The organism is Arthrobacter sp. MYb23, from assembly GCF_002979775.1.
In the GTDB taxonomy this organism is placed as follows: Bacteria; Actinomycetota; Actinomycetes; order Actinomycetales; family Micrococcaceae; genus Arthrobacter.
The window spans coordinates 1-20,389 of sequence record NZ_PCPR01000017.1; the positions used below are offsets into that span (position 1 = coordinate 1).

The following is a 20,389-nucleotide window of genomic DNA, read 5'->3' on the forward strand; positions in this document are numbered from 1 at the left end:
CAGCCCCACCAGTTCTAAGCCGAGATTCCACGTCCCGCTCTGGTTCTTCACCCCTGCTGTAGAAAGGCGAGGGTGAGGAACGGGGGCGGGACTTTTCTCTGCCCGCGTCCAGGCCAAATTGCGCAGAGTGCAAACTTGCACTTAGTGTAAGTATGTGACCCAAACCAGTAGCCATGAAGCCACTGCGGAGTCGCCCAACACTGCTGAGCAATCAACGCCATCACGGCGCGAGCTCAACAAGGCGGCCACCCGCAGCTCCATTGCGTCCGCAGCCCTGGACCTCTTGCGCAGCAACGGGCCCGGCAACTTCACCGTGGAAGACATCGCAGCCAGTGCGGGTGTCTCACGGCGGACTTTCTTCAATTACTTCCCCAGCCTCGAAGCAGCACTGGCCTCCGTAGCCGATGGCTTCATGGACCACGCGTTGGAGCAGTTCCGGCTGCGCCCCGCAGAGGAGTCCATCCTCGAATCCGCCCAGGCGGCCCTCATGGCGCTGGCCGATCCGATGTCCGTGGCACCCATGGCCGAACTGTTCAGCCTGACCCAGGACAACAGGCAGCTTGCACGCTCCGAGCTGGAAGCCTGGGAGCACTGCACAGCGCAGATTATTGACGCCGCCCGCAGCAGGCTCGGCGCCGGGATCAGTGAGCTCTATCTTCACGCCCTGGCGGGATCCGTGATCTCCTGCGGCAAAGCGGCAATGACCGTTTGGTTCATTGAACGCGGCCCCGATCTCTCACAGGAATCCCTGGCAGTCCTTCGCCAGCACCTCATCGATGCGATGGGTCTTCTCGGTGGTGGCTTCGCGCCGCCGTCGAACGCTTTCTCCACAGCGGCATCAGCCTCCCCCTCCGTTCCAACCACCAAAGATCGGTTCTGACATGGCCTCGTTCCTCTACCGTCTCGGCAAGTTTTCGTATCGCCGCCGCTGGCTCGTCATCTCCATATGGCTGGCCGTCATGGTGGCTGTAGGCGGCTCGGCCGCAGCATTCCACGGCACCATGTCCAACAACTTCACCATCCCGGGCACCGAAACCCAGCAGATGGCGGACAAGCTCAAGGAAGCCCTTCCTGATTCGTCGGGCGGCTCGGCCAGCGTGGTCTTCGACGCCGGAGATGCCGGTTTCGATCAAGCCAAGAAGGACGCGGTTACGGCTGCGCTCACCAAGCTCGAAGCCATGCCTGACGTACAGGGAACGGTCAACCCGTTCACCACGCAGGAGCAACTGGACAAGTCCGCTGGCGAGATCGCCGCCGGCGAAGCGAAGGCGGCAGAAGGCAAGGCCCAGCTGGACGCCTCCCGGGCGCAGCTGGAAGCGGGCGAGGCGCAACTCAACGGGGTTGAACAGCAGCTCGCTGCCTCAGGCCTCACCCCCGCCCAGATTGAAGCCCAGCTGGCGCCGCAGCGCGCTGAATTTGCTGCCAACAAGGAAAAGCTCGACGCCGGAGCCAAGGAGGCCGCCGATGGCGCCGCCACGCTGGCACTTGGCAAGCGACAGCTCGAAGCATCCCAAGGGCTCCGTTTTGTTTCCAGCGACAATAAAGCCGCAGTAGCGCAGGTCCAGTTCAAGACCTCCATCAACGCCGTTGACCCCGCTGTCCGCGAGGAAGTCCAGGAGATCGTCCACGGAGTCTCCTCCGCCGGCGTCACCGCCTACGCCAGTAAGGAAATCACCGAGGACGTCTCGGAGATCTTCGGCATCGCTGAGATTGTGGGCGTTGCTGTTGCAGCCCTGGTCCTGATTCTCATGCTCGGAACGTTGATCGCCGCCGGCCTGCCACTGGTGATGGCCCTGATCGGCGTTGCCGTGGGAGTGGGCGGGACGTTCGCGCTCACCAGCGTGATCGACATGAGTTCCATTTCCCCCATGCTTGCCCTGATGCTCGGCCTCGCGGTCGGCATCGATTACTCGCTCTTCATCGTCAACCGGCACCGGACACAACTCCTCGCCGGTATGGACGCCGAAGAATCCGCAGCACTGGCCACCGGCACCTCGGGCAACGCCGTGCTCTTCGCCGGCCTGACGGTCATCATCGCGTTGGCGGCCCTGGTGGTTCCGGGACTCCCCTTCCTGGCCGTCATGGGTGTTGCCGCCGCAGCGACAGTCGGTGTGGCCGTCGTCGTCGCCTTGACCCTGACGCCCGCCGTCCTGGCGCTGATCGGCCGCAGGCTCATCTCCAAGCGCGCCTGGGCCAAGGCCGCCAAGCACAACGCCGAGCCGGGCCACGAAGCTGCCGATCGCGAACGCGAGGAGAAGCGCAGCAGTGGCGGCTGGGGCGGCATGGTCACGCGTCATCCGTGGGTTGCCTTGGTGGCAAGCGTCGCCCTGTTGGGTGCGTTGGCTCTCCCTGCTTCGCAGTTGCGGCTGGCACTTCCCGACGGCGGCTCCGAGCCGGTGGATTCGCAAGCCTTCAAGGCCTACGACCTCACGCGCAGCAGCTTCGGTGAAGGGGTGACCGGACCCATCATCGTGGTCGGCGAATTCCCGGAAGGCCTCAGCGAGAACGATGCCAAGACCAAGCAGTTCGACGTAGCGGACCAGCTTCGCAGCGTTGAGAATGTTGTCGCAGCCGTGCCGGTGGCGCTGAGTGAGGACCGCCGCACCACCGTCTTCCAGGTCATTCCCAAGGAAGGCCCCGCCAGTGCGGGCACCGTGCAGGTAGTATCCGATCTCCGCGCCAAGGGAACAGCCATAGCGGACGACCTGGACGTGAAGATCGGCCTGACCGGACAAACCGCAGGCAACATTGATGTGTCCAACAAGCTCGGCGCCGCGTTGCCGCCCTACTTGGCGATTGTGGTGGGACTCTCCCTGCTGCTGTTGCTGCTGGTCTTCCGCTCCATCGTGGTGCCGTTGCTGGCTACCGGCGGATTCCTGCTCTCCCTTGCCGCTGCTTTTGGTGCCGTGGTTGCCGTCTACCAGTGGGGCTGGCTGGGAGGCATCTTCGACGTCGCCAACCCCGGCGCCGTCCTGAGCTTCCTGCCCATCATCCTGATCGGCGTGCTGTTCGGTCTGGCCATGGACTACCAGGTGTTCATCACCTCCGGCATGCGGGAATCGTTCATGCACGGCGAATCCGCCAAGCACGCGGTACGCTCCGGGTTCAGCCATGCCGCAGCCGTGGTCACCGCCGCCGCGATCATCATGGTGAGCGTGTTCTCCGGCTTCATCTTCAGCCACCTCACCATGGTCCGTCCGCTTGGCTTTGCCATGGCATTCGGTGTGCTGATTGACGCATTCGTAGTGCGCATGACCATTGTTCCCGCGGTCATGTACCTCTTGGGCGAGAAGGCGTGGTGGCTGCCCAAGTGGCTGGAACGCATCCTCCCGGACGTGGACGTTGAAGGCGCCAAGCTGGAGCGCACCGACCGCCGGAAGGCCGACGCCGAGGAACTGGTCCACTAACCGTCTCTCACCTAACAGCCGATATTCACGAACGCTCGCTCACTTGCTTGAGGCAAGTGAGCGAGCGTTCGGTTTAAGCACGCGGAAAGTGAGAGATGGTTGGCATTAGGCTGGGCACGTGACCCGATTGATTCTCGCCTCCCAGTCCCCCGCCCGCACCAAGCTGCTCACCGAGGCAGGGATCCAGCACGACGTCCTGGTCTCGGATGTGGACGAGGACGCGGTTCAGGCCAAATACGGTGTGACCGATGCCCATGACACGGCACTGCTCCTGGCCCGGGCCAAGGCAGAGGCCGTGGCTTCGCTCCCCGAGGCTGAGGGCGCGCTGGTCATCGGTTGCGACTCCGTCTTCGAGTTCGACGGCGAGTCCCACGGCAAGCCCTATACCCCTGAAGTTGCGCGTGAACGGATGCTGCGGATGAGCGGCTCGCAGGGTGTGCTCCACACAGGCCACTGGTTGGTTGACTGCCGGGACACCGCCGCTGACGCGGCCGACGACGATGCAACAGAGGGTTCAGACGCCGTGACTCCCGAAGGCACGGGCGCAACCGTGGGAGCGGTATCCAGTGCCGAGGTCCACTTCGCCCAGATGAGCCCCCACGACATCGACGCCTACATCGCCACCGGAGAACCCCTTCACTGTGCAGGCTCCTTCACCATCGACGGCCTGGGCGGGGCCTTCATCCGCAAGGTGGACGGCGACCCGCACGCCGTCGTCGGGCTTTCCATCTCCACGCTCAGGGACCTGCTGGTCCACGCAAACGTGGGCATCACTGAGCTGTGGACCGCGAACACACAGTAAAAGCAATTTGTAGCAACCCTACAAAGGAACATCGCCTCACACACGGAATCCCCCATCAATATGGGCGGAACCCTCACAATCGCGCTAGGCTCCCTGAAGGACAGAAGGAGTCAACAACTTGTCAGCTAACCCGGCGCAGCCCATTTCCAGCCCTCTTACCAAGGTCTTGATTGCCAACCGCGGCGAAATCGCGGTCCGCATCATCCGAGCCGCCCGGGACGAAGGCATTGCCTCCGTAGCCGTTTACGCCGACCCTGACCGTGAAGCCCTCCACGTCCGCCTTGCCGACGAAGCCTACGCCCTGGGTGGCAACACGGCTGCTGAGTCGTACCTGGTGATGGACAAGATCATCGACGTCGCCAAGCAGTCCGGCGCGGATGCCATCCACCCGGGTTACGGCTTCCTTGCAGAGAACGCCGAGTTCGCCACCAAGGTCATCGACGCCGGCATCACCTGGATCGGCCCCTCACCGGACGCCATCTCAGCCTTGGGTGACAAGGTGCAGGCCCGCCACATTGCCGAAAAGGTTGGCGCTCCCCTGGTCCCCGGCACGGCCGACCCCGTGGAATCCGCGGACGAAATCCTGAAGTTCGCCGAAGAATTCGGCCTGCCCGTCGCCATCAAGGCTGCCTTCGGCGGCGGTGGCCGCGGTATCAAGGTGGCCCGCACCATGGACGAAATCCCCGAGCTGTACGAGTCCGCAGTCCGCGAAGCCATCGCAGCTTTCGGCCGCGGCGAGTGCTTCATCGAACGCTTCCTTGATGCTCCTCGCCACGTGGAAACACAGTGCCTGGCCGATGCTTTCGGCAACGTGGTAGTGGTCTCCACCCGCGATTGCTCACTGCAGCGCCGTAACCAGAAGCTTGTTGAAGAAGCCCCCGCTCCGTACCTCAGCGAAGAGCAGAACAAGCGTCTCTACGAATCCTCCAAGGCCATCTTGAAGGAAGCCAACTACCTCGGCGCAGGCACCTGTGAGTTCCTGGTAGGCCAGGACGGCACCATTTCCTTCCTCGAGGTCAACACCCGCCTCCAGGTGGAGCACTGCGTGTCCGAGGAAGTCACGGGCATCGACCTTGTACGCGAGCAGTTCCGCATTGCCCGCGGCGAAGCGCTCGGCTATGACGACCCCGAGGTCCGCGGCCACTCCTTCGAGTTCCGCATCACCGGCGAGGACCCGGGCCGCAACTTCATGCCCGCCCCCGGCACCATCACCACGCTGAAGAACCCGACCGGACCCGGCGTCCGGATCGACTCCGGCGTGGACCAGGGCGACGTCATCAGCGGCAACTTCGACTCCATGCTCTCCAAGCTGATCATCACCGGAGCCACCCGCGAGCAGGCGCTTCAGCGTTCACGCCGGGCGTTGGAGGAGATGGTGGTCGAGGGCATCCCCACCGTCATCCCCTTCGACCTCGCAGTGGTCACCGATCCCGCTTTCGCCCCGGCGGAGGGCCCGTTCAAAGTCCACACCCGTTGGATCGAGACGGAGTTCGTCAACAGCATCCCGGCCTGGTCCGCCAACGTGGCAGGCACAGAGACGCCCGACGCCGGTGAGCGCCAGCGCGTCGTCGTCGAGGTTGGTGGCAAGCGCCTTGAGGTGGTCCTGCCGTCCGGTCTGGGTGGCAGCATCGCCGCGGTTTCAAGCGGTTCGGGCACCAAGTCCGGCAAGTCCAAGAAGCGCTCCCGCTCGGCTAGCGCCACGGCTGCAGCTGCCGGCGGCGACGCACTCACCTCCCCCATGCAGGGCACCATCGTCAAGGTGGCGGCTTCTGAAGGTGACGTTGTGGCAGAGGGCGATCTGATCGTGGTCCTGGAAGCCATGAAAATGGAGCAGCCGCTGACAGCCCACAAGGCCGGTACCGTACGCGGCCTCTCGGCTGCCGCCGGTGAGACCGTTGCCGCCGGCGCGGTCATCGCCACCATCGAGGACTAACGCAAAGCACCTCTTAACGACGTCGGCCCCGCACCGTTTGGTGCGGGGCCGACGTCGTTATTGGGCTACTTAGGCAACGTTGTTCTCGTAGTCCATGTCCTTGGTTTCGCGTGTCAGCCAGAGGGCGATAAACGTCACCACAGCGGCGGCGGCCATGTAGGCGCCCACCAGCCAAGTGCTGCCGTTGGCTGCAGACCAGAGCGCAATGGCCACGAACGATGCAGGTGCTGCGCCGATCATCGAGGACAGGTTGTAGGCAACCGCTGACCCGGTGTAACGGACGTTGGCCGGGAACAGCTCGGGAAGGATGGCCGCCATGGGTCCGAAAGTGAGGCCCATGAGTGTGAAGCCCACAATGAGGCCAACCATGGCTGCTGCCTGTCCGGGACCAAACATGGTGAACCACAGCGCGCCGAACACGAAGATCCCTGCAGTGACACCCAGCAGGAACTTTCGCCGGCCCCACTTCTCAGCCAGAGGCCCGGAGACCACCGTGAAGATACCGAAGAAGACGACGCCGATGATCAGCATCCAGAGGAAATCGGACCGCGTGATGCCCAGACCGGGGACAAACGCCGCGACCTGGTCCGCCGTCATGGGCTTTCCGGCCTTCTCAGCGGCGGCCTGCGCGCCGGCCAGGGTGGGCTTGGTCCCGTAGGACAGGGTGAACGTGGTCATGATGTAGAAGAGCACGTACGTGGCGAACATGATGAAGGTGCCCGCAACCACGGGGCGCCAGTGGCTCTTGAGCGTTGCGGCCAAGGGCAGTTTCTGGACCTTGTCCTGTTCGATCACCTTGGTGAAGGATGCGCTTTCCACCAGCTTCAGGCGGACGTACAGGCCCACGATGACCAGCACGGCGCTGAGGATGAACGGAACACGCCAGCCCCAGGCCAGGAACTCTTCGGCGCTCAGGGATACGTTCATCCAGATGAAGATGACGTTGGCGATGATGAAGCCGATGGGAGCACCCAGCTGCGGGAAGGTTCCGTAGATGGCGCGCTTGCCTTCGGGGGCGTTCTCCGTGGCCAACAGAGCCGCGCCGGACCATTCTCCACCCAAGGCGAGGCCCTGGAAGAAGCGCAGGACCACCAGCATGATCGGGGCCAGGATGGCCCACCCAGCCATGGAGGCCGTGGGCAGGAGGCCGATAAGGAAGGTTGCAATACCCATGGTCAGCAGTGATGCCACCAGGGTGCCCTTACGGCCGATCTTGTCACCAAAGTGGCCGAAGACCACGGCGCCAATGGGCCGCGCGAAGAAGGCGACACCGAAGATGGCGAACGCACTGAGCAGCGCATTGATGTCAGTGGCGTCCGGGAAGAAGAGCTTCGGGAAGACGAGTACCGACGCGGTGGCATAGGCGTAGAAGTCGTAGAACTCGATCGTCGTGCCGATCAGGCTCGCGAAGATCACCTTGCCCCGCGAGTTCACTGGCTTAGTGGACTCGCCTTCCTTGGATGGTGCGGTGGAAGACATGTGTTTGCAGCTTTCTTTCACGCCGGCCGAAGCCCCGAGACCCTACCCGGCGAAGGATTATTCGAGAGTTCAATAATAGTTCCCGCTGTCCATTGACTGGACAACTAAGTCCAACATGTGGACGCACAGAAAAATCTCACCTTGTGGTCCGCGCCACATTACCTCACCACGGCCTCACGCGCCGGTGACCCCGCCGATAGGGAAATGTCACAGGGCGTTTACAAACGGCGACCGTCCTCGAAATGCGCCAAACCTACCGTGGAAGGACAACGTCCCCCACCAAGGAGGCACTTCCGTGACTGTTGACCGCTCCGCAGATGAACTGGCCCCTGTCCAGTCCGCTGCCACCGCCGCCCCCGCCCTTGAACACCGCCCCGGCCGCTGGATCGCCAACTGGGATGCCGAGGACAAGGGCCAATGGGAGTCCGAAGGCCGGTCCATCGCCAAGCGCAATCTCAATTGGTCCATCTTCGCTGAATTCCTCGGCTTCGTCGTCTGGCAGCTGTGGTCCATCGTGGTGGTCCAGCTCCCCGCAGCCGGCTTCCAGTTCGACACCAACCAGATCTTCTGGCTCATCTCCATCCCCAGCCTCGTAGGCGCCACGCTCCGAATCCCCTACACGTTCATGGTTCCCAAGTTCGGTGGCCGGAACTGGACCATCGTCTCCGCGCTGCTCCTGCTGATCCCCACCACCGGGCTGGCACTTTGTGTCTCCAACCCGGAGACGCCTTTCGGCGTCATGCTCCTCATGGCCGCACTCGCCGGCTTCGGTGGCGGCAACTTCGCCAGCTCCATGGCCAACATCACCTTCTTCTACCCCGCCCGCGAAAAGGGTTGGGCGCTGGGCCTGAACGCAGCCGGCGGAAACCTCGGTGCCGCCGTCGCACAGCTTGTTGTTCCCATCGCCATAACGCTGCTGGCAGCCGGGACCGTCAACTTGCCCATGGCAGGCATCATCTGGATCCCGCTGATCATCATCGCCGCTTTCGGCGCCTACAAGTACATGAACAACCTCACCAGCGCCAAGGGTGATGTGGCCGGTTCCCTGGCCGCTCTGAAGGAACCGCACCTGTGGATCATGGCGTTCCTCTACATTGGAACGTTCGGTTCTTTCATCGGCTTCGCGGGCGTCTTCCCCAAGCTGATCAAGGACTACTTCCCGGACTTCTCCTCCATCCACGTCGGCGCTGTGGCACTCTCGCTGGCCTTCCTCGGCCCGCTGATCGGTTCCCTGGCCCGCCCCTACGGCGGACGCATGGCTGACCGCATGGGTGGCGCCCGCATGACCATCGCCTCCTTTGCCTCCATGGCCGTCATCACCCTGACCATGATCTGGACGCTGCCCCTGAAGAACTTCTGGCTCTTCCTCACCTTGTTCCTGCTGCTCTTCCTGGCCAGCGGCTTCGGAAACGGCGCAACCTACCGCATGATCCCGGTCATCTTCGCCACCTCCAGCCGGGCAGCCCGGACGGGGGCCCCTAGCGCCACCACTGCACGGCTCGCATCCTCCTCGCTGGGCCTGATCTCCGCGATCGGCGCCTACGGCGGCTTCGTCATCCCGCAGGTCCTCAACGCTTCCAACACGGCCAGCGGCTCCTACACCCCGGCGTTCTACGGATTCGTTGGAGCCTACGTCCTCATGCTCGCCGTCTGCTGGGTGGTCTACATTCGCCCCGCACAGAAGCGCAACACGATCGGACACATCTAGATGCCCAACGGCGCCGATACCCACTGCCCCTACTGCGCGCTACAGTGCGCCATGACGCTGACCCCGGCTGCACCTGCCGCCGGGGCAGCGCCCGCCACTGACGCAGCCCCCACCGTGCCCCCGGAGGTTTCCGGGCGCGACTTCCCCACCAACCGGGGCGGGCTGTGCCGCAAAGGCTGGACATCGGCGTCGTTGTTGCGTCACAGCGGCCGGGTCACCGAGCCGATGCTCAAAGGATCCGACGGCGTCCACCAGCCGATCTCCTGGGACCAGGCCCTCATGCTGATCACCTCAGCGGTGAAGGACACCCAGCAGCAGTACGGGAACGACGCCGTGGGAGTGTTCGGCGGCGGTGGCCTCACCAATGAGAAGACTTACCTGCTGGGCAAGTTCGCGCGGTTGGCGCTGCGGACCTCCCGGATCGACTACAACGGCCGGTTCTGCATGTCGTCCGCTGCAGCTGCCGGCAACCGGGCTTTCGGCGTCGACAGGGGCCTCCCCTTCCCTGTCACGGACCTTGACACCGCGTCCGTGATCCTCATGCTCGGCTCCAACGTTGCCGAGACCATGCCACCATTCGTCCAGCACCTGCAGGGCGCGCGGGACGCCGGTGGGCTGATTGTGGTGGACCCGCGCCGCTCGGCTACTGCTGCGTTCACGTCCGACGGCGGCGGCCTCCACCTGCAGCCGACGCCCGGCACCGATTTGGCGCTCCTTTTGGGCATCAGCCATGTGGTGGTGCACGAAGGGCTGGCGGACGCCGACTTCATCGCAGCCAACACCAGCGGTTACGCCGCAGTGGTGCGCAGCCTGTCGTCGTTCTGGCCCGAGCGTGTCCAGACCATCACGGGCGTTCCGGCCAACCTCATCCGGGAGACCGCCCGCCGCTTGGCCCAAGGTGCCCGGAACGGCGGCAGCTACATCCTCAGCGGCCGGGGTGTGGAGCAGCACGTTGACGGCACGGACACTGCCACCGCGGCCATCAACCTCAGCCTCCTCCTTGGCCTGCCCGGCTCCGCCCGCAGCGGCTACGGCACCCTTACGGGACAGGGCAACGGTCAGGGCGGCCGTGAACACGGACAAAAGGCCGATCAGCTCCCGGGCTACCGCAAGATCACGGACCCCGCCGCCCGTGCCTACGTCGCCCGCGTCTGGGGAGTCGATGAGTCACTGATCCCCGGACCCGGCCTCCCCGCCGTCGAACTTCTCAAGTCCCTCGGACAGCCCGACGGCGTCCGTTGCCTTTTCGTCCACGGCGCCAATGTGGTGGTGTCGGCGCCCGATACCAACGCAGTGATCCAAGGACTCCGCAGCCTGGACTTCCTGGTGGTTTGCGACTTCTTCATGTCCGAGACCGCGGCTGAGGCCGACCTGGTGTTGCCGGTGACGCAATGGGCCGAGGAGGAGGGCACGCTGACCAACCTGGAGGGCCGCGTGATCCGGCGCCGCCGCGCGCTGACTCCTCCCCCGGGTGTCCGCAGCGAGCTGTGGCTCATGGCCAGGCTGGCTGAGCTCCTTGAAGCGCCCTCAACGTTCAGCGATGATCCCGAGACGGTTTTCGAAGAGCTGCGCGTGGCCTCCGCCGGCGGTTTGGCTGATTACTCGGGCATTGACTACGCCATGCTGGACCGCGGCGAGGCTGCCTACTGGCCCTATCCGGTGGGAAGCACCGGCACCCCGCGGCTCTTCGCCGACGGCTTCGCCCATGCTGATGGCCGGGCCGTCATGGTTCCCGTGACGCCGTCCAAACGGGCTGTGCGTTCCTATGCGGACGATTCGTTGGCATTGGCCACCGGCAGGCTTCTGGAGCACTACCAATCCGGCGCCCAGACCCGACGCGTGAGCGAACTCCTCGCATCGCAGCCACAGGCCCGGCTCCTCATCCATCCGGGAACGGCGGCCGCACGGGGCATCGCCGACGGCGATTACGCCACCGTCACCAACGAGCGCGGCGAGGTCCTGTGCCGGGCTGAGCTCAGCACCACGGTCCGCCCTGACACGGTCTTCCTGCCGTTCCACTTCCCCGGCCAGGAAAACGCCAACCGCCTCACGGAGGCGGTCACAGATCCCATTTCCGGCATGCCGGAGTTCAAGACCAGCCGGGTATGGGTCCGGAAGGAAGTTACTGCGCAGGACGCTCCCTCGGTTTCTTCACGTATTCCGGCCATGGCCGGGCTGCCAGTGCACGTCAAGGAGGCATCATGAGCGAGCGCATTGTTGTTGTTGGATTCGGCCCCGTGGCTGCCCGTCTGGTGGACGAACTCCTGCCCGCTGTCCGCACCGGACTGGTGCAGCTACTGGTGGTTGGCCAGGAAACCGAAGCCGCGTATAACCGTGTGATGGTTGCCGAGTTTGGCGTCGGGCGCACCACAGCCGAGGCTTTGGCCATGGCTGATGCCGCCGAACTGGAAGCCGACGGCGTCCAGGTGCGGTTGGGCGTCAAGGTCAAGAGGATCGACCGCGCCCGCCAGAACGTAGCGTTGTCCGACGGCACCACCGAACACTATGACCGCTTGGTGTTCGCCACCGGGTCCCGTCCCGTGATTCCCAACCTGACCGGCCTCAACCCCGACCCCTCCGGCCCTGTCCTCCCTGCTGGCGTCACGGCTCTGCGTGATCTGAAGGATGCCGCATTGCTCCGTTCCGCCGTTGCTGAGGGAAAGCGCGTGGTGGTGTTGGGTGGCGGCGTGCTGGGCTTGGAGACGGCCCTCGCCGCTGCAGAAGAAGGCGCGCAGGCCACAGTGGTCCACAACGGGCCGTTCCCCCTCGGGCGCAGCATTGACCGTGGAAGTGGATCCGTTCTCACCAACAGTCTGAGGGCAGGCGGGGTCCGGATGGCGGGCAACGCGCGTTCCACTGGCGTGGAGACCGCCGGACCGGGCGGCAGCTTCTCCGCTTTGCTGCTGGATGACGGCTCCGCGATTGACGGCGACCTGCTGGTGTTGTCCTGTGGTGTGCGCCCCCGCGTCGAATTGGCGGAGGGCTGTGGACTTCCCGTTGCTTCCGGCATTCTGGTGGATCACCACCTCCGTACCTATCACGAGCCCCACATGTTCGCGATCGGCGACTGCGCTGAAGTGCGTTGCCCAGATGCCGCGTGCGTTGATTGCCGGAATGCCTCCGGTCCTTCCGGTCTCGTCGGTCCGGGCTGGCGGCAGGCCGAATGGCTGGCCGAGTACCTCGTGATCCTGGCGCGGGATGGACAGGCTGCCGCGGATGCTCTGGAAGCACTTCCCACAGAGAAGCCCGGCGTGGTTGTCCTGAAAGCCCGGGGAATCAACCTTGCTGTGGCAGGCGATAACCATGCCGATCCCTGGGATGAGGAGTTGCTTGAGGCCGGTGCCGTGGCCGGGCGTGCCCGCCGCCAGATCTCCCAGTGGGCCGACCCCGAACACGGACGCTACGTGAAGATGACCACCCGTGGCGGAGTGCTGGAAGGCCTGGTTGCTGTGGGCATGCCACGGACTGCTGCTGAACTGGTGGTCCTCTTTGAGCGTTCCTCTGAGCTGCCCGCGGACCGGTCACTGCTCCTGCGGCTGGATGGCCCGGACCAACTCGACGCCGGGGCCACCAGCAACGATCCCCAACGCACTGTGTGCCGTTGTGCCGGCGTGAGTGCGGCCAGTGTTGAAGGCTCCGTCGTTGAGGGCTGCGGCACAGTGGGCGAGGTCTCCAAGGCCACCCGCGCCGGGACAGGCTGCGGAGGATGCCACGAGGACATCAAGGGGATCATCGAGAAGCACTTCCAGGCGGCCGCCGCGTAACCCGCGGTTCGTGGGGGCCCGCTGCTCCGATGCCGGGGTTCCAGGCGGCTCGCTGCTCCGATGCGGGGGTTCCCTGCCAGGGATGCCGTGCGCCCGGCACGATCGGCAGGGAACCATCGAATCGGGGATCTAGACTGCTCGTGTGAACGTATCCGAGCAGGCGCCTGGGGTCTTTTTCGTGAAGGGGCCAGCGTCCAACTGGCTCATTGTCCGTGACCGCTCCGGATTCCTTCTGATCGACGGCGGCTACCCTGCGGACCGTGCCCTGGTGTTGGAATCCGTCCGGGGGCTTGGGCTGGACCCGGCGGACGCCAAGGCCATGCTGATCACGCACGGGCACGTGGACCACACTGGATCAGCCGCCTACTTCTCACGGACGTTCGGCACGCCGATTCTGTGCTCGCCCGAGGAACTTGCCCATGTTCAGGGCAAGGAGAAGCATCAGGTGACCATCTGGCAGGTTCTGCTCCGGGCGTGGCGTCCCCGTGTTTTCCGCTGGATGGTGCACGTCATCAAGGCCAAGGCCCTCCAAGCAGAACCAGCCACCTGCGCCGAAGCGTGGACACCGGAGAAGCTTCAGGACCTCCCGGGGCGGCCGGAAGCCATCCTGTTACCTGGACACACCCCGGGGAACGTGGTCCTGCTGCTGCCAACTGCCGGGGCGATTGCCGTGGGTGACACCTTTGTGAGCGGGCATCCGATCAGCACCAGGTCCGGCCCGCAGATGCTGCACAAGATGTACCACTCGGACCCGGCCGCTGCCCTCGTTTCGGCACAATCCCTGGCTTTGGCAAAATCCCCAACTGCCGCGCATTCCCCCAATACTGAGCGCTCCCCCGGCGCTGTCCAGGCCAACGTGATCCTCCCGGGGCACGGCCCCGCCCTGCACATGTCGCTGGCCGAGGCCATCTCCGCGCTGTAATCCTGCTCAGCCTGACGCATCGAGGCAGCACAATACGGGGGTTCCCTGCTGAACGTGCCGTACGCACGGCATCATCAGCAGGGAACCCCCGAATCGGGCGTCAGTACTCGCTAAAGGTTGAGCTACATGTGCACGTGCAAGCGCCGTGCAGCCTCCGAGATGGATCCGGTCAACGACGGGTACACCGTGAAAGCACTGGCCACATCGTCCACGTGGAGCTTCTGGGTCACAGCCACGGAGATCGGGAAGATGAGCTCGGAAGCGTTCGGACCCACCACCACGCCACCGATCACGGTTCCGGATCCCTTGCGGGCGATGATCTTGACGAAGCCGTCCTTGGTGTTGCGCATCTTGGCGCGGGCATTGCTGAGCAGGGACAACATCACAACGTCACCCTGATATTTGCCGGACGCGAGGTCTGCCTCGGACACACCCACGGAGGCGATCTCGGGGGACGTGAAAATGTTGGAGGCCACTTGGTTGAGCTTCAGCGGCTTCACACCGTCGCCCATGAAGTGCGCGATCGCGATACGGCCCTGCATGGCTGCAACGGATGCGAGGGCGAAGACTCCCGTGCAGTCGCCGGCAGCGTAAATGTTGGGGGCAGTGGTGCGGGAAACGCCGTCAACCTTGATGTGCCCGGACTCCGTGAGGGTCACGCCGGCTTCTTCAAGGCCGATGCCGGCAGTGTTGGGGATGGAGCCAACGCACACCAGGCAGTGCGAACCTGTCACGATCGATCCGTCACCCAAGGTGACCTTTACGCCGTCGTCCGTTCGCTCTACTGCGTTGGCGCGGGACTTGGACAAAACGTTGACTCCGCGGCGCTCGAAGACGCCTTCAAGCAGCTTGGCGGCGTCGGTGTCCTCGCCGGGAAGAACCTGGTCACGGCTGGAGATCAGGGTGACCTTGGAGCCCAAACCGTTGTAGGCGGAGGCGAACTCGGCACCGGTGACGCCCGAACCCACCACAATCAGTTCCTCGGGAAGTTCGTCGAGGTTGTAGATCTGGGCCCAGTTCAGGATGCGTTCGCCGTCGGGCTTCGCCGTGGGGAGTTCGCGCGGGTGTGCACCAACAGCGAGAAGAATCGCGTCGGCGTCGATGGTGCGGGTGCCATCAATGGTGAGGACTTCGATGGTGTTGTTGTCCAGCAGCTTGCCGGAGCCGATGACGATCTCGACGCCCAGGCGCTCGAGGCCCGCCCGGATGTCCTCGGACTGTCCGTGGGCGAGGTTCAGGACGCGATCATTAATGTGCTTGAGGTCGGCGCGGGGCTTGGAAGCCGTGCCGTCGCCGTCGAACTTCACGCCGAGCTCGTCCGCCTCACCGACGCGTGTCATGAGGTCGGCGGTGGCAATAAGGGTTTTGGAAGGCACGACGTCGGTCAACACCGCGGAGCCGCCGAGGCCTGCCCGCTCGATGATGGTGACGTGCGCGCCGAGCGAGGCGGCCACCATGGCAGCTTCATATCCGCCGGGACCACCTCCCAGGATCGCGATACGGGGGGCACTGAAGTCAACTTGGGTGGTCACAATCCTCAATTCTCGCTCATTGCCACGCTGGTTGCCACCCAGCCGAACCTCACTCAGGCCACATCCCTACCAAAGTCCTGCAGCCGCAAGGTAGCTTGTACCAGTGAGTAACACTGAGCTGATGAACACTGACCCTTTCGAGGCCGCGAAGGCCGCCGCAGACTTCATTGCCGCGGAGACCGGCGTCGAGTCCCATGACGTAGCACTGGTACTCGGATCCGGGTGGGCGGAAGCCGCCGATCTGATCGGGGAAACCACCGCCACCCTCAATGCCTCCGAGGTTCCCGGTTTCCATAAGCCAGCGGTGGTGGGCCATGTTGGCACCATCCGCTCCGTCCTCACCAAGGAGGGCAAGCGGGCCCTGGTCCTCGGTGCCCGGACGCACTATTACGAGGGCCGTGGCGTTCGGTCGGTGGTGCATGGCGTTCGCACCGCCGCAGCTGCCGGCTGCAAAACGCTGGTGCTCACCAACGGTTGTGGCGGACTCAACGAGGACTGGACCCCTGGAACACCGGTACTCATCAGTGACCACATCAATCTCACGGCCACCTCACCGCTTGAGGGAGCAACGTTCGTCGACCTCACGGACCTCTACTCCTCCCGCCTCCGCGACCTGGCCCGCGAAGTTGATTCCTCCCTCCAAGAGGGCGTGTACGCGCAGTTCACGGGCCCTCACTACGAGACACCGGCAGAGGTTCAGTACGCCAAGCGGATCGGGGCCGACCTGGTGGGCATGTCCACGGCGCTGGAGGCAATCGCGGGCCGCCATGCAGGGATGGAAGTTTTCGGCATCTCCCTGGTCACCAACCTCGCTGCCGGTATCAGCCCCGTCCCCTTGAGTCACGCGGAAGTCCTTGAAGCCGGACACGCAGCGGGCAAGCGCATCTCCAAGCTTCTGGCTGAGATCATCGCGAAGCTCTAGTCGATTTAGCCAACGGGGCTCGTTCCCGTCTGCACTGCGGGGCGCTGCGGTGCACTGCGGGGCGCTGCGGTGCACTGCGGGGTCACCATCACCGGTGGCCCCGCAGTGCCGTTTAACAGGTGCGCGCTAACAACCTGGACCGAGAACTAAACACACAGTGAATTCTCAGGTTAAATCTGATTTATGGCGAAACATTTGACCCTCCATCCCCAAAAATGTCACGCGCGCACGTTGGCAATGTAAGCGCTTGCGCAGGTACTGGCGAGTAGCCCAAGAGGCCCGCGCAATGCCCTTTGATCTGAGACCTAACACGTGTCAGCGTGGAGAGTGCCCCGGTAAGTCGACGTGCCGGAGCCACCGCGGTGGACAGCTGCAAAGCTCCCCCGCACCTCGAAAAACAATGGCGTCCCTCGATGACGCCTTGAGCGGATCGATGGACGCCTGAGTAGAGACCCCCACCAGGGGGTCAGGGCATGCGCCCCACTCCACGAAGTCCAACACTCCGCGAGAAGAGCAAGCATGAACACGCACTTAACCCCTCAACGGCCGCGCCGCCGGCTGCGACAGGCAGTAGCCCTCGCAGCAGCGGCCGGCGTGGCCGGCAGCATCCTGCTGGTGACGCCTGCCGCGCAGGCCAACCTGCCGGCCGATCCGCCGTCGAGCACCATGCCGGCACCCACGCCCGGCTTCCCGCTGCCAACCACCCACACGCAGCAGGCATATGATCCCGCGGCAGACTTCACGTCCAAGTGGACGCGAGCCGACGCCAAGCAGATCATGGCCCAGAGCAACCCCAATGTTGCCCCTGGACAGAACTCCATGAGCCCCGACGTCACCATGCCGGAAATCCCCAAGGATTTCCCAGCCATGAACGACGACGTCTGGGTATGGGACACATGGTCCCTGACGGACGAGAAGGCCAACCAGATCAGCTACAAGGGCTGGGATGTCATCTTCTCCCTGGTTGCTGACCGGCACGCAGGCTATGGATTCGACCAGCGCCACTGGAACGCCAGGATTGGCTACTTCTTCCGCAAGACCAACGCCGATCCTGCCAAGGACAAATGGAACTACGGCGGGCACCTGTTCCTGGACAACACGTCCATCGGCAACACCGAATGGTCCGGTTCCACGCGCCTCATGCAGGGCAACAAGATCAACGTCTTCTACACGGCAACCACGTTCTACGACGTCGCCGAGAGGAATGCGGGCGGCGGCGGGATCGCTCCGGATGCCGCGATCGCCAAGGCACTGGGCAACATCCACGCCACCAAGGACGGCGTGACCTTCGACGGCTTCCAGCACACCAAGCTGCTGGAACCGGATGGAAAGCTGTACCAGAACAAAGCCCAGAACCCCGGTTTCGCGTTCCGTGACCCGTACACCTTCGCGGACCCGGCCCATCCGGGCAAAACCTTCATGGTCTTCGAAGGCAACACCGGCGGCACCCGTGGCTCCTACAAGTGCAAGCAGGAAGACCTCGGCTACCAGCCCGGCGACCCCAACGCCGAGTCGTTGGCCCAGGTCAACAGCACCGGCTCTTGGTATCAGACTGCCAACGTGGGCCTCGCCGTGGCGGACAACAAGGACCTCACCAAGTGGAGCTTCCTGCCGCCGATCCTCTCCGCCAACTGCGTGAACGACCAGACTGAGCGTCCGCAGATCTTCATCCAAAACGAGAACGGCAAGAACAAGTACTACCTGTTCACCATCAGCCACCAGTTCACGTATGCAGATGGAATGCGCGGCCCGGACGGCGTGTACGGCTTCGTCGGCAACGGCGTCCGCTCCGACTACCAGCCGGTCAACAACAGCGGCCTGGCCCTGGGCTCCCCCACGGACCTGAACATGCCGGCCAACGCGCCGGAAGGTCCGGACCCGCGTCAGAACGGCCGGCAGTTCCAGGCGTACTCGCACTATGTGCAGCCCGGCGGGCTCGTCCAGTCGTTCATTGACAACGTGGACGGCGTCCGCGGCGGCTCCCTGTCACCCACCGTGAAGATGAACTTCCAGGGCGGCGTGACACAAGTGGACCGCAGCTTCGGCCAGAACGGCCTTGGCCCGTTCGGTTACCTTCCCACCAACGTCCGAGTTGGCGGCGAAGGCCTCTACAAGTAAGCAGCAACACCCCGGCCGCCAGGCCACGGCAGGGGTGACCGGTCCCGCGCGGACCGGCACCCCTGCCACCCCCAACCCCCAGGATCTTCCCCATGACTTTTCCCAGCCCCCACCTTTCGCGCCGCCAGATGCTGGCCGCAAGTGCCGCCGTCGTGGTCGCCTTCTCCGCCGCTTCCTGCACTCAGACGGAACGCCCGACGCCGGTCCCCGCCCCCGGCGGCCACCGGCCCTCCCCTTCGGACCCATGGCGGCCCACTGCTCACCTGACTGCTGAGAAGAACTGGCTCAATGATCCCAACGGCCTCGTCTATCACGACGGCACCTACCATGCCTTCTACCAGTACAACCCTCACGGGAACACGTGGGGCAACATGTCCTGGGGCCACTCCACCAGCCAGGATCTGATCCACTGGGAACAGCAGCCCGTCGCCTTGGAAGCGAATCCGGAAGAAGAGATCTTCTCCGGCTGCATTGTGATGGACAAGAACAACGCTTCCGGCCTGGGCTCTGCGGAAAACCCGCCCATGGTGGCCCTGTACACCAGCGCCTACGGGAAGAACGGCGCGCTGCCTCAAGGCTCGCAAGCCCAATCTGTTGCCTTCAGCGTGGACGGAGGTGCCTCGTGGCGAAAGTACCAAGGCAACCCCGTCCTGAACCTGGCGCCCACCAACAACAACTTCCGCGACCCCAAAATTACCTGGTACGAGCCCGGCCGCTACTGGGTAATGACAACCGTGGTGGCCGACGCCCAGGTAGTCAAAATGTTCAAGTCCCGGGACCTCCTCCACTGGGAATACCTCAGTGATTTCTCCGGACTCGGCGCCCAGGGAGGCCTCTGGGAAGTGCCGGAACTTATCCACATGGACGTGGCGGACTCCACGGCCAAAAAGTGGGTGATGCTGCTGAGCATCAACCCCGGCGGCATTGCCGGCGGATCGGGCATGCAGTACTTCGTGGGCGAATTCGACGGCACCCACTTTACGGCCGAGAATGCGGCCGCTCCCGACGCGCCCCTCACCGAATCCCAGTGGCTGGACCACGGAGCCGACTACTACGCCGCGAACTCCATCTCCGGCGCGCCCGGGGACAAACCCGTGCTCCTGGGGTGGATGGGCAACTGGGACTACGCCCAGGATGTGCCCACCACACCGTGGCGCGGCTCCATGGCAATTCCCCGTGAACTCACCTTGGTTAAGGGTGGGAAGCGGTTTGAGTTGCGATCCTCCATAGCCGGCGTGGCACGGGAGACGCTGGAACGCTTCGGTGAGGTAAGGAGCAAGAACCTCACGGTCGGCTCCTCACCGAAGGACTTGGGCCCGGACTTCCAGGGACGCACCCAGCTGATCGAGCTGGACATGGACCTGACGTCTGCTCGCGAAGCAGGCGTTCGCCTCCGCCATTCATCCGACTCCGAGTCTGGGCTGCGCATCTCCTATACCAAGGAAACAGGCACCGTCAGGGTGGATCGTTCACAGGCCGGAACCAGCAACTTCTCCGCGAAGTTCAGCCCATTTCATGAAGTGGCCCTGTCCTCTCCCGGGAGCAAGATCCATCTGACCATCCTCTTGGACTCATCCTCGGTGGAAGTCTTCGCCGGGGATGGAGCTGCAGTTCTTTCGGACACTTTCTTCCCGGACTGGGACAACGTAGGGGCCTCGGCGTTCAGCATGGACGGCGACACCATCATTTCCGTGCAATCCCACTCCCTCTGAAGCAACGCGGGGTCAGATATGGCCCATTACGACCCTGTTTAGGGGCCATATCTGACCCCGCGTTGCCCTTGCCGTGCGCAATGAGGATAG

General features: G+C 64.1%; 13 protein-coding genes. 11 read left to right on the forward strand and 2 right to left on the reverse strand.

What is annotated here, in order from left to right:
• The first annotated feature begins 154 nt into the window (after nucleotides 1-154).
• The 4 genes from CQ020_RS16345 (at nucleotide 155) to CQ020_RS16360 (ending at nucleotide 6,142) form a co-directional block, all read left to right on the forward strand.
• Nucleotides 155-880 carry a TetR/AcrR family transcriptional regulator gene (locus CQ020_RS16345; RefSeq protein WP_105692811.1) on the forward strand — a complete coding sequence of 242 codons (726 nt, stop codon included), beginning with the start codon at nucleotides 155-157 and terminating at the stop codon, nucleotides 878-880.
• 1 nt (nucleotide 881) lies between these two features.
• A complete protein-coding gene (locus tag CQ020_RS16350; protein WP_105692812.1) occupies nucleotides 882-3,407 on the forward strand; it encodes an MMPL family transporter in 2,526 nt (841 codons plus the stop codon).
• Nucleotides 3,408-3,525: 118 nt separating this feature from the next.
• Nucleotides 3,526-4,209, forward strand: a complete 684-nt coding sequence (locus CQ020_RS16355; protein WP_105692813.1) for a nucleoside triphosphate pyrophosphatase — start codon at nucleotides 3,526-3,528, stop codon at nucleotides 4,207-4,209.
• A gap of 118 nt (nucleotides 4,210-4,327) precedes the next feature.
• Nucleotides 4,328-6,142 (forward strand): biotin carboxylase N-terminal domain-containing protein, encoded by a 1,815-nt coding sequence (locus CQ020_RS16360; protein WP_105692814.1) that lies wholly within the window; start codon nucleotides 4,328-4,330, stop codon nucleotides 6,140-6,142.
• A gap of 69 nt (nucleotides 6,143-6,211) precedes the next feature.
• Here the strand turns inward: CQ020_RS16360 and CQ020_RS16365 are convergent, their stop codons facing one another.
• Nucleotides 6,212-7,621 (reverse strand): MFS transporter, encoded by a 1,410-nt coding sequence (locus CQ020_RS16365; protein WP_105692815.1) that lies wholly within the window; start codon nucleotides 7,619-7,621, stop codon nucleotides 6,212-6,214.
• Between the two features lie 295 nt (nucleotides 7,622-7,916).
• Between CQ020_RS16365 and CQ020_RS16370 the strand changes: the two genes are divergently transcribed.
• The 4 genes from CQ020_RS16370 to CQ020_RS16385 all read left to right on the forward strand — a co-directional run bounded on the left by CQ020_RS16370 (nucleotide 7,917) and on the right by CQ020_RS16385 (nucleotide 14,015).
• Nucleotides 7,917-9,329, forward strand: coding sequence for an MFS transporter (locus CQ020_RS16370; protein ID WP_105692816.1), 1,413 nt, complete (start codon nucleotides 7,917-7,919; stop codon nucleotides 9,327-9,329).
• On the forward strand, nucleotides 9,330-11,534 hold the full coding sequence (locus CQ020_RS16375) for a molybdopterin oxidoreductase family protein (protein ID WP_105692817.1): 2,205 nt from the start codon (nucleotides 9,330-9,332) through the stop codon (nucleotides 11,532-11,534).
• Nucleotides 11,531-13,093 (forward strand): FAD-dependent oxidoreductase, encoded by a 1,563-nt coding sequence (locus CQ020_RS16380; RefSeq protein WP_105692818.1) that lies wholly within the window; start codon nucleotides 11,531-11,533, stop codon nucleotides 13,091-13,093. The genes CQ020_RS16375 and CQ020_RS16380 overlap by 4 nt, the downstream gene beginning before the upstream one ends.
• Nucleotides 13,094-13,235: 142 nt before the next feature.
• On the forward strand, nucleotides 13,236-14,015 hold the full coding sequence (locus CQ020_RS16385; RefSeq protein WP_105692819.1) for an MBL fold metallo-hydrolase: 780 nt from the start codon (nucleotides 13,236-13,238) through the stop codon (nucleotides 14,013-14,015).
• A 122-nt stretch (nucleotides 14,016-14,137) separates the two neighbouring features.
• Here the strand turns inward: CQ020_RS16385 and CQ020_RS16390 are convergent, their stop codons facing one another.
• Nucleotides 14,138-15,547 carry an NAD(P)H-quinone dehydrogenase gene (locus CQ020_RS16390; RefSeq protein ID WP_024820184.1) on the reverse strand — a complete coding sequence of 470 codons (1,410 nt, stop codon included), beginning with the start codon at nucleotides 15,545-15,547 and terminating at the stop codon, nucleotides 14,138-14,140.
• A 121-nt stretch (nucleotides 15,548-15,668) separates the two neighbouring features.
• Between CQ020_RS16390 and CQ020_RS16395 the strand changes: the two genes are divergently transcribed.
• The 3 genes from CQ020_RS16395 (at nucleotide 15,669) to CQ020_RS16405 (ending at nucleotide 20,299) form a co-directional block, all read left to right on the forward strand.
• Nucleotides 15,669-16,469: a purine-nucleoside phosphorylase gene (locus CQ020_RS16395; protein WP_181151914.1), complete on the forward strand. Its 801-nt coding sequence runs from the start codon at nucleotides 15,669-15,671 to the stop codon at nucleotides 16,467-16,469.
• Between the two features lie 519 nt (nucleotides 16,470-16,988).
• Nucleotides 16,989-18,587 (forward strand): glycoside hydrolase family 68 protein, encoded by a 1,599-nt coding sequence (locus CQ020_RS16400; protein WP_024820182.1) that lies wholly within the window; start codon nucleotides 16,989-16,991, stop codon nucleotides 18,585-18,587.
• Nucleotides 18,588-18,679: 92 nt separating this feature from the next.
• On the forward strand, nucleotides 18,680-20,299 hold the full coding sequence (locus CQ020_RS16405; RefSeq protein ID WP_105692821.1) for a glycoside hydrolase family 32 protein: 1,620 nt from the start codon (nucleotides 18,680-18,682) through the stop codon (nucleotides 20,297-20,299).
• Nucleotides 20,300-20,389: the final 90 nt, after the last annotated feature.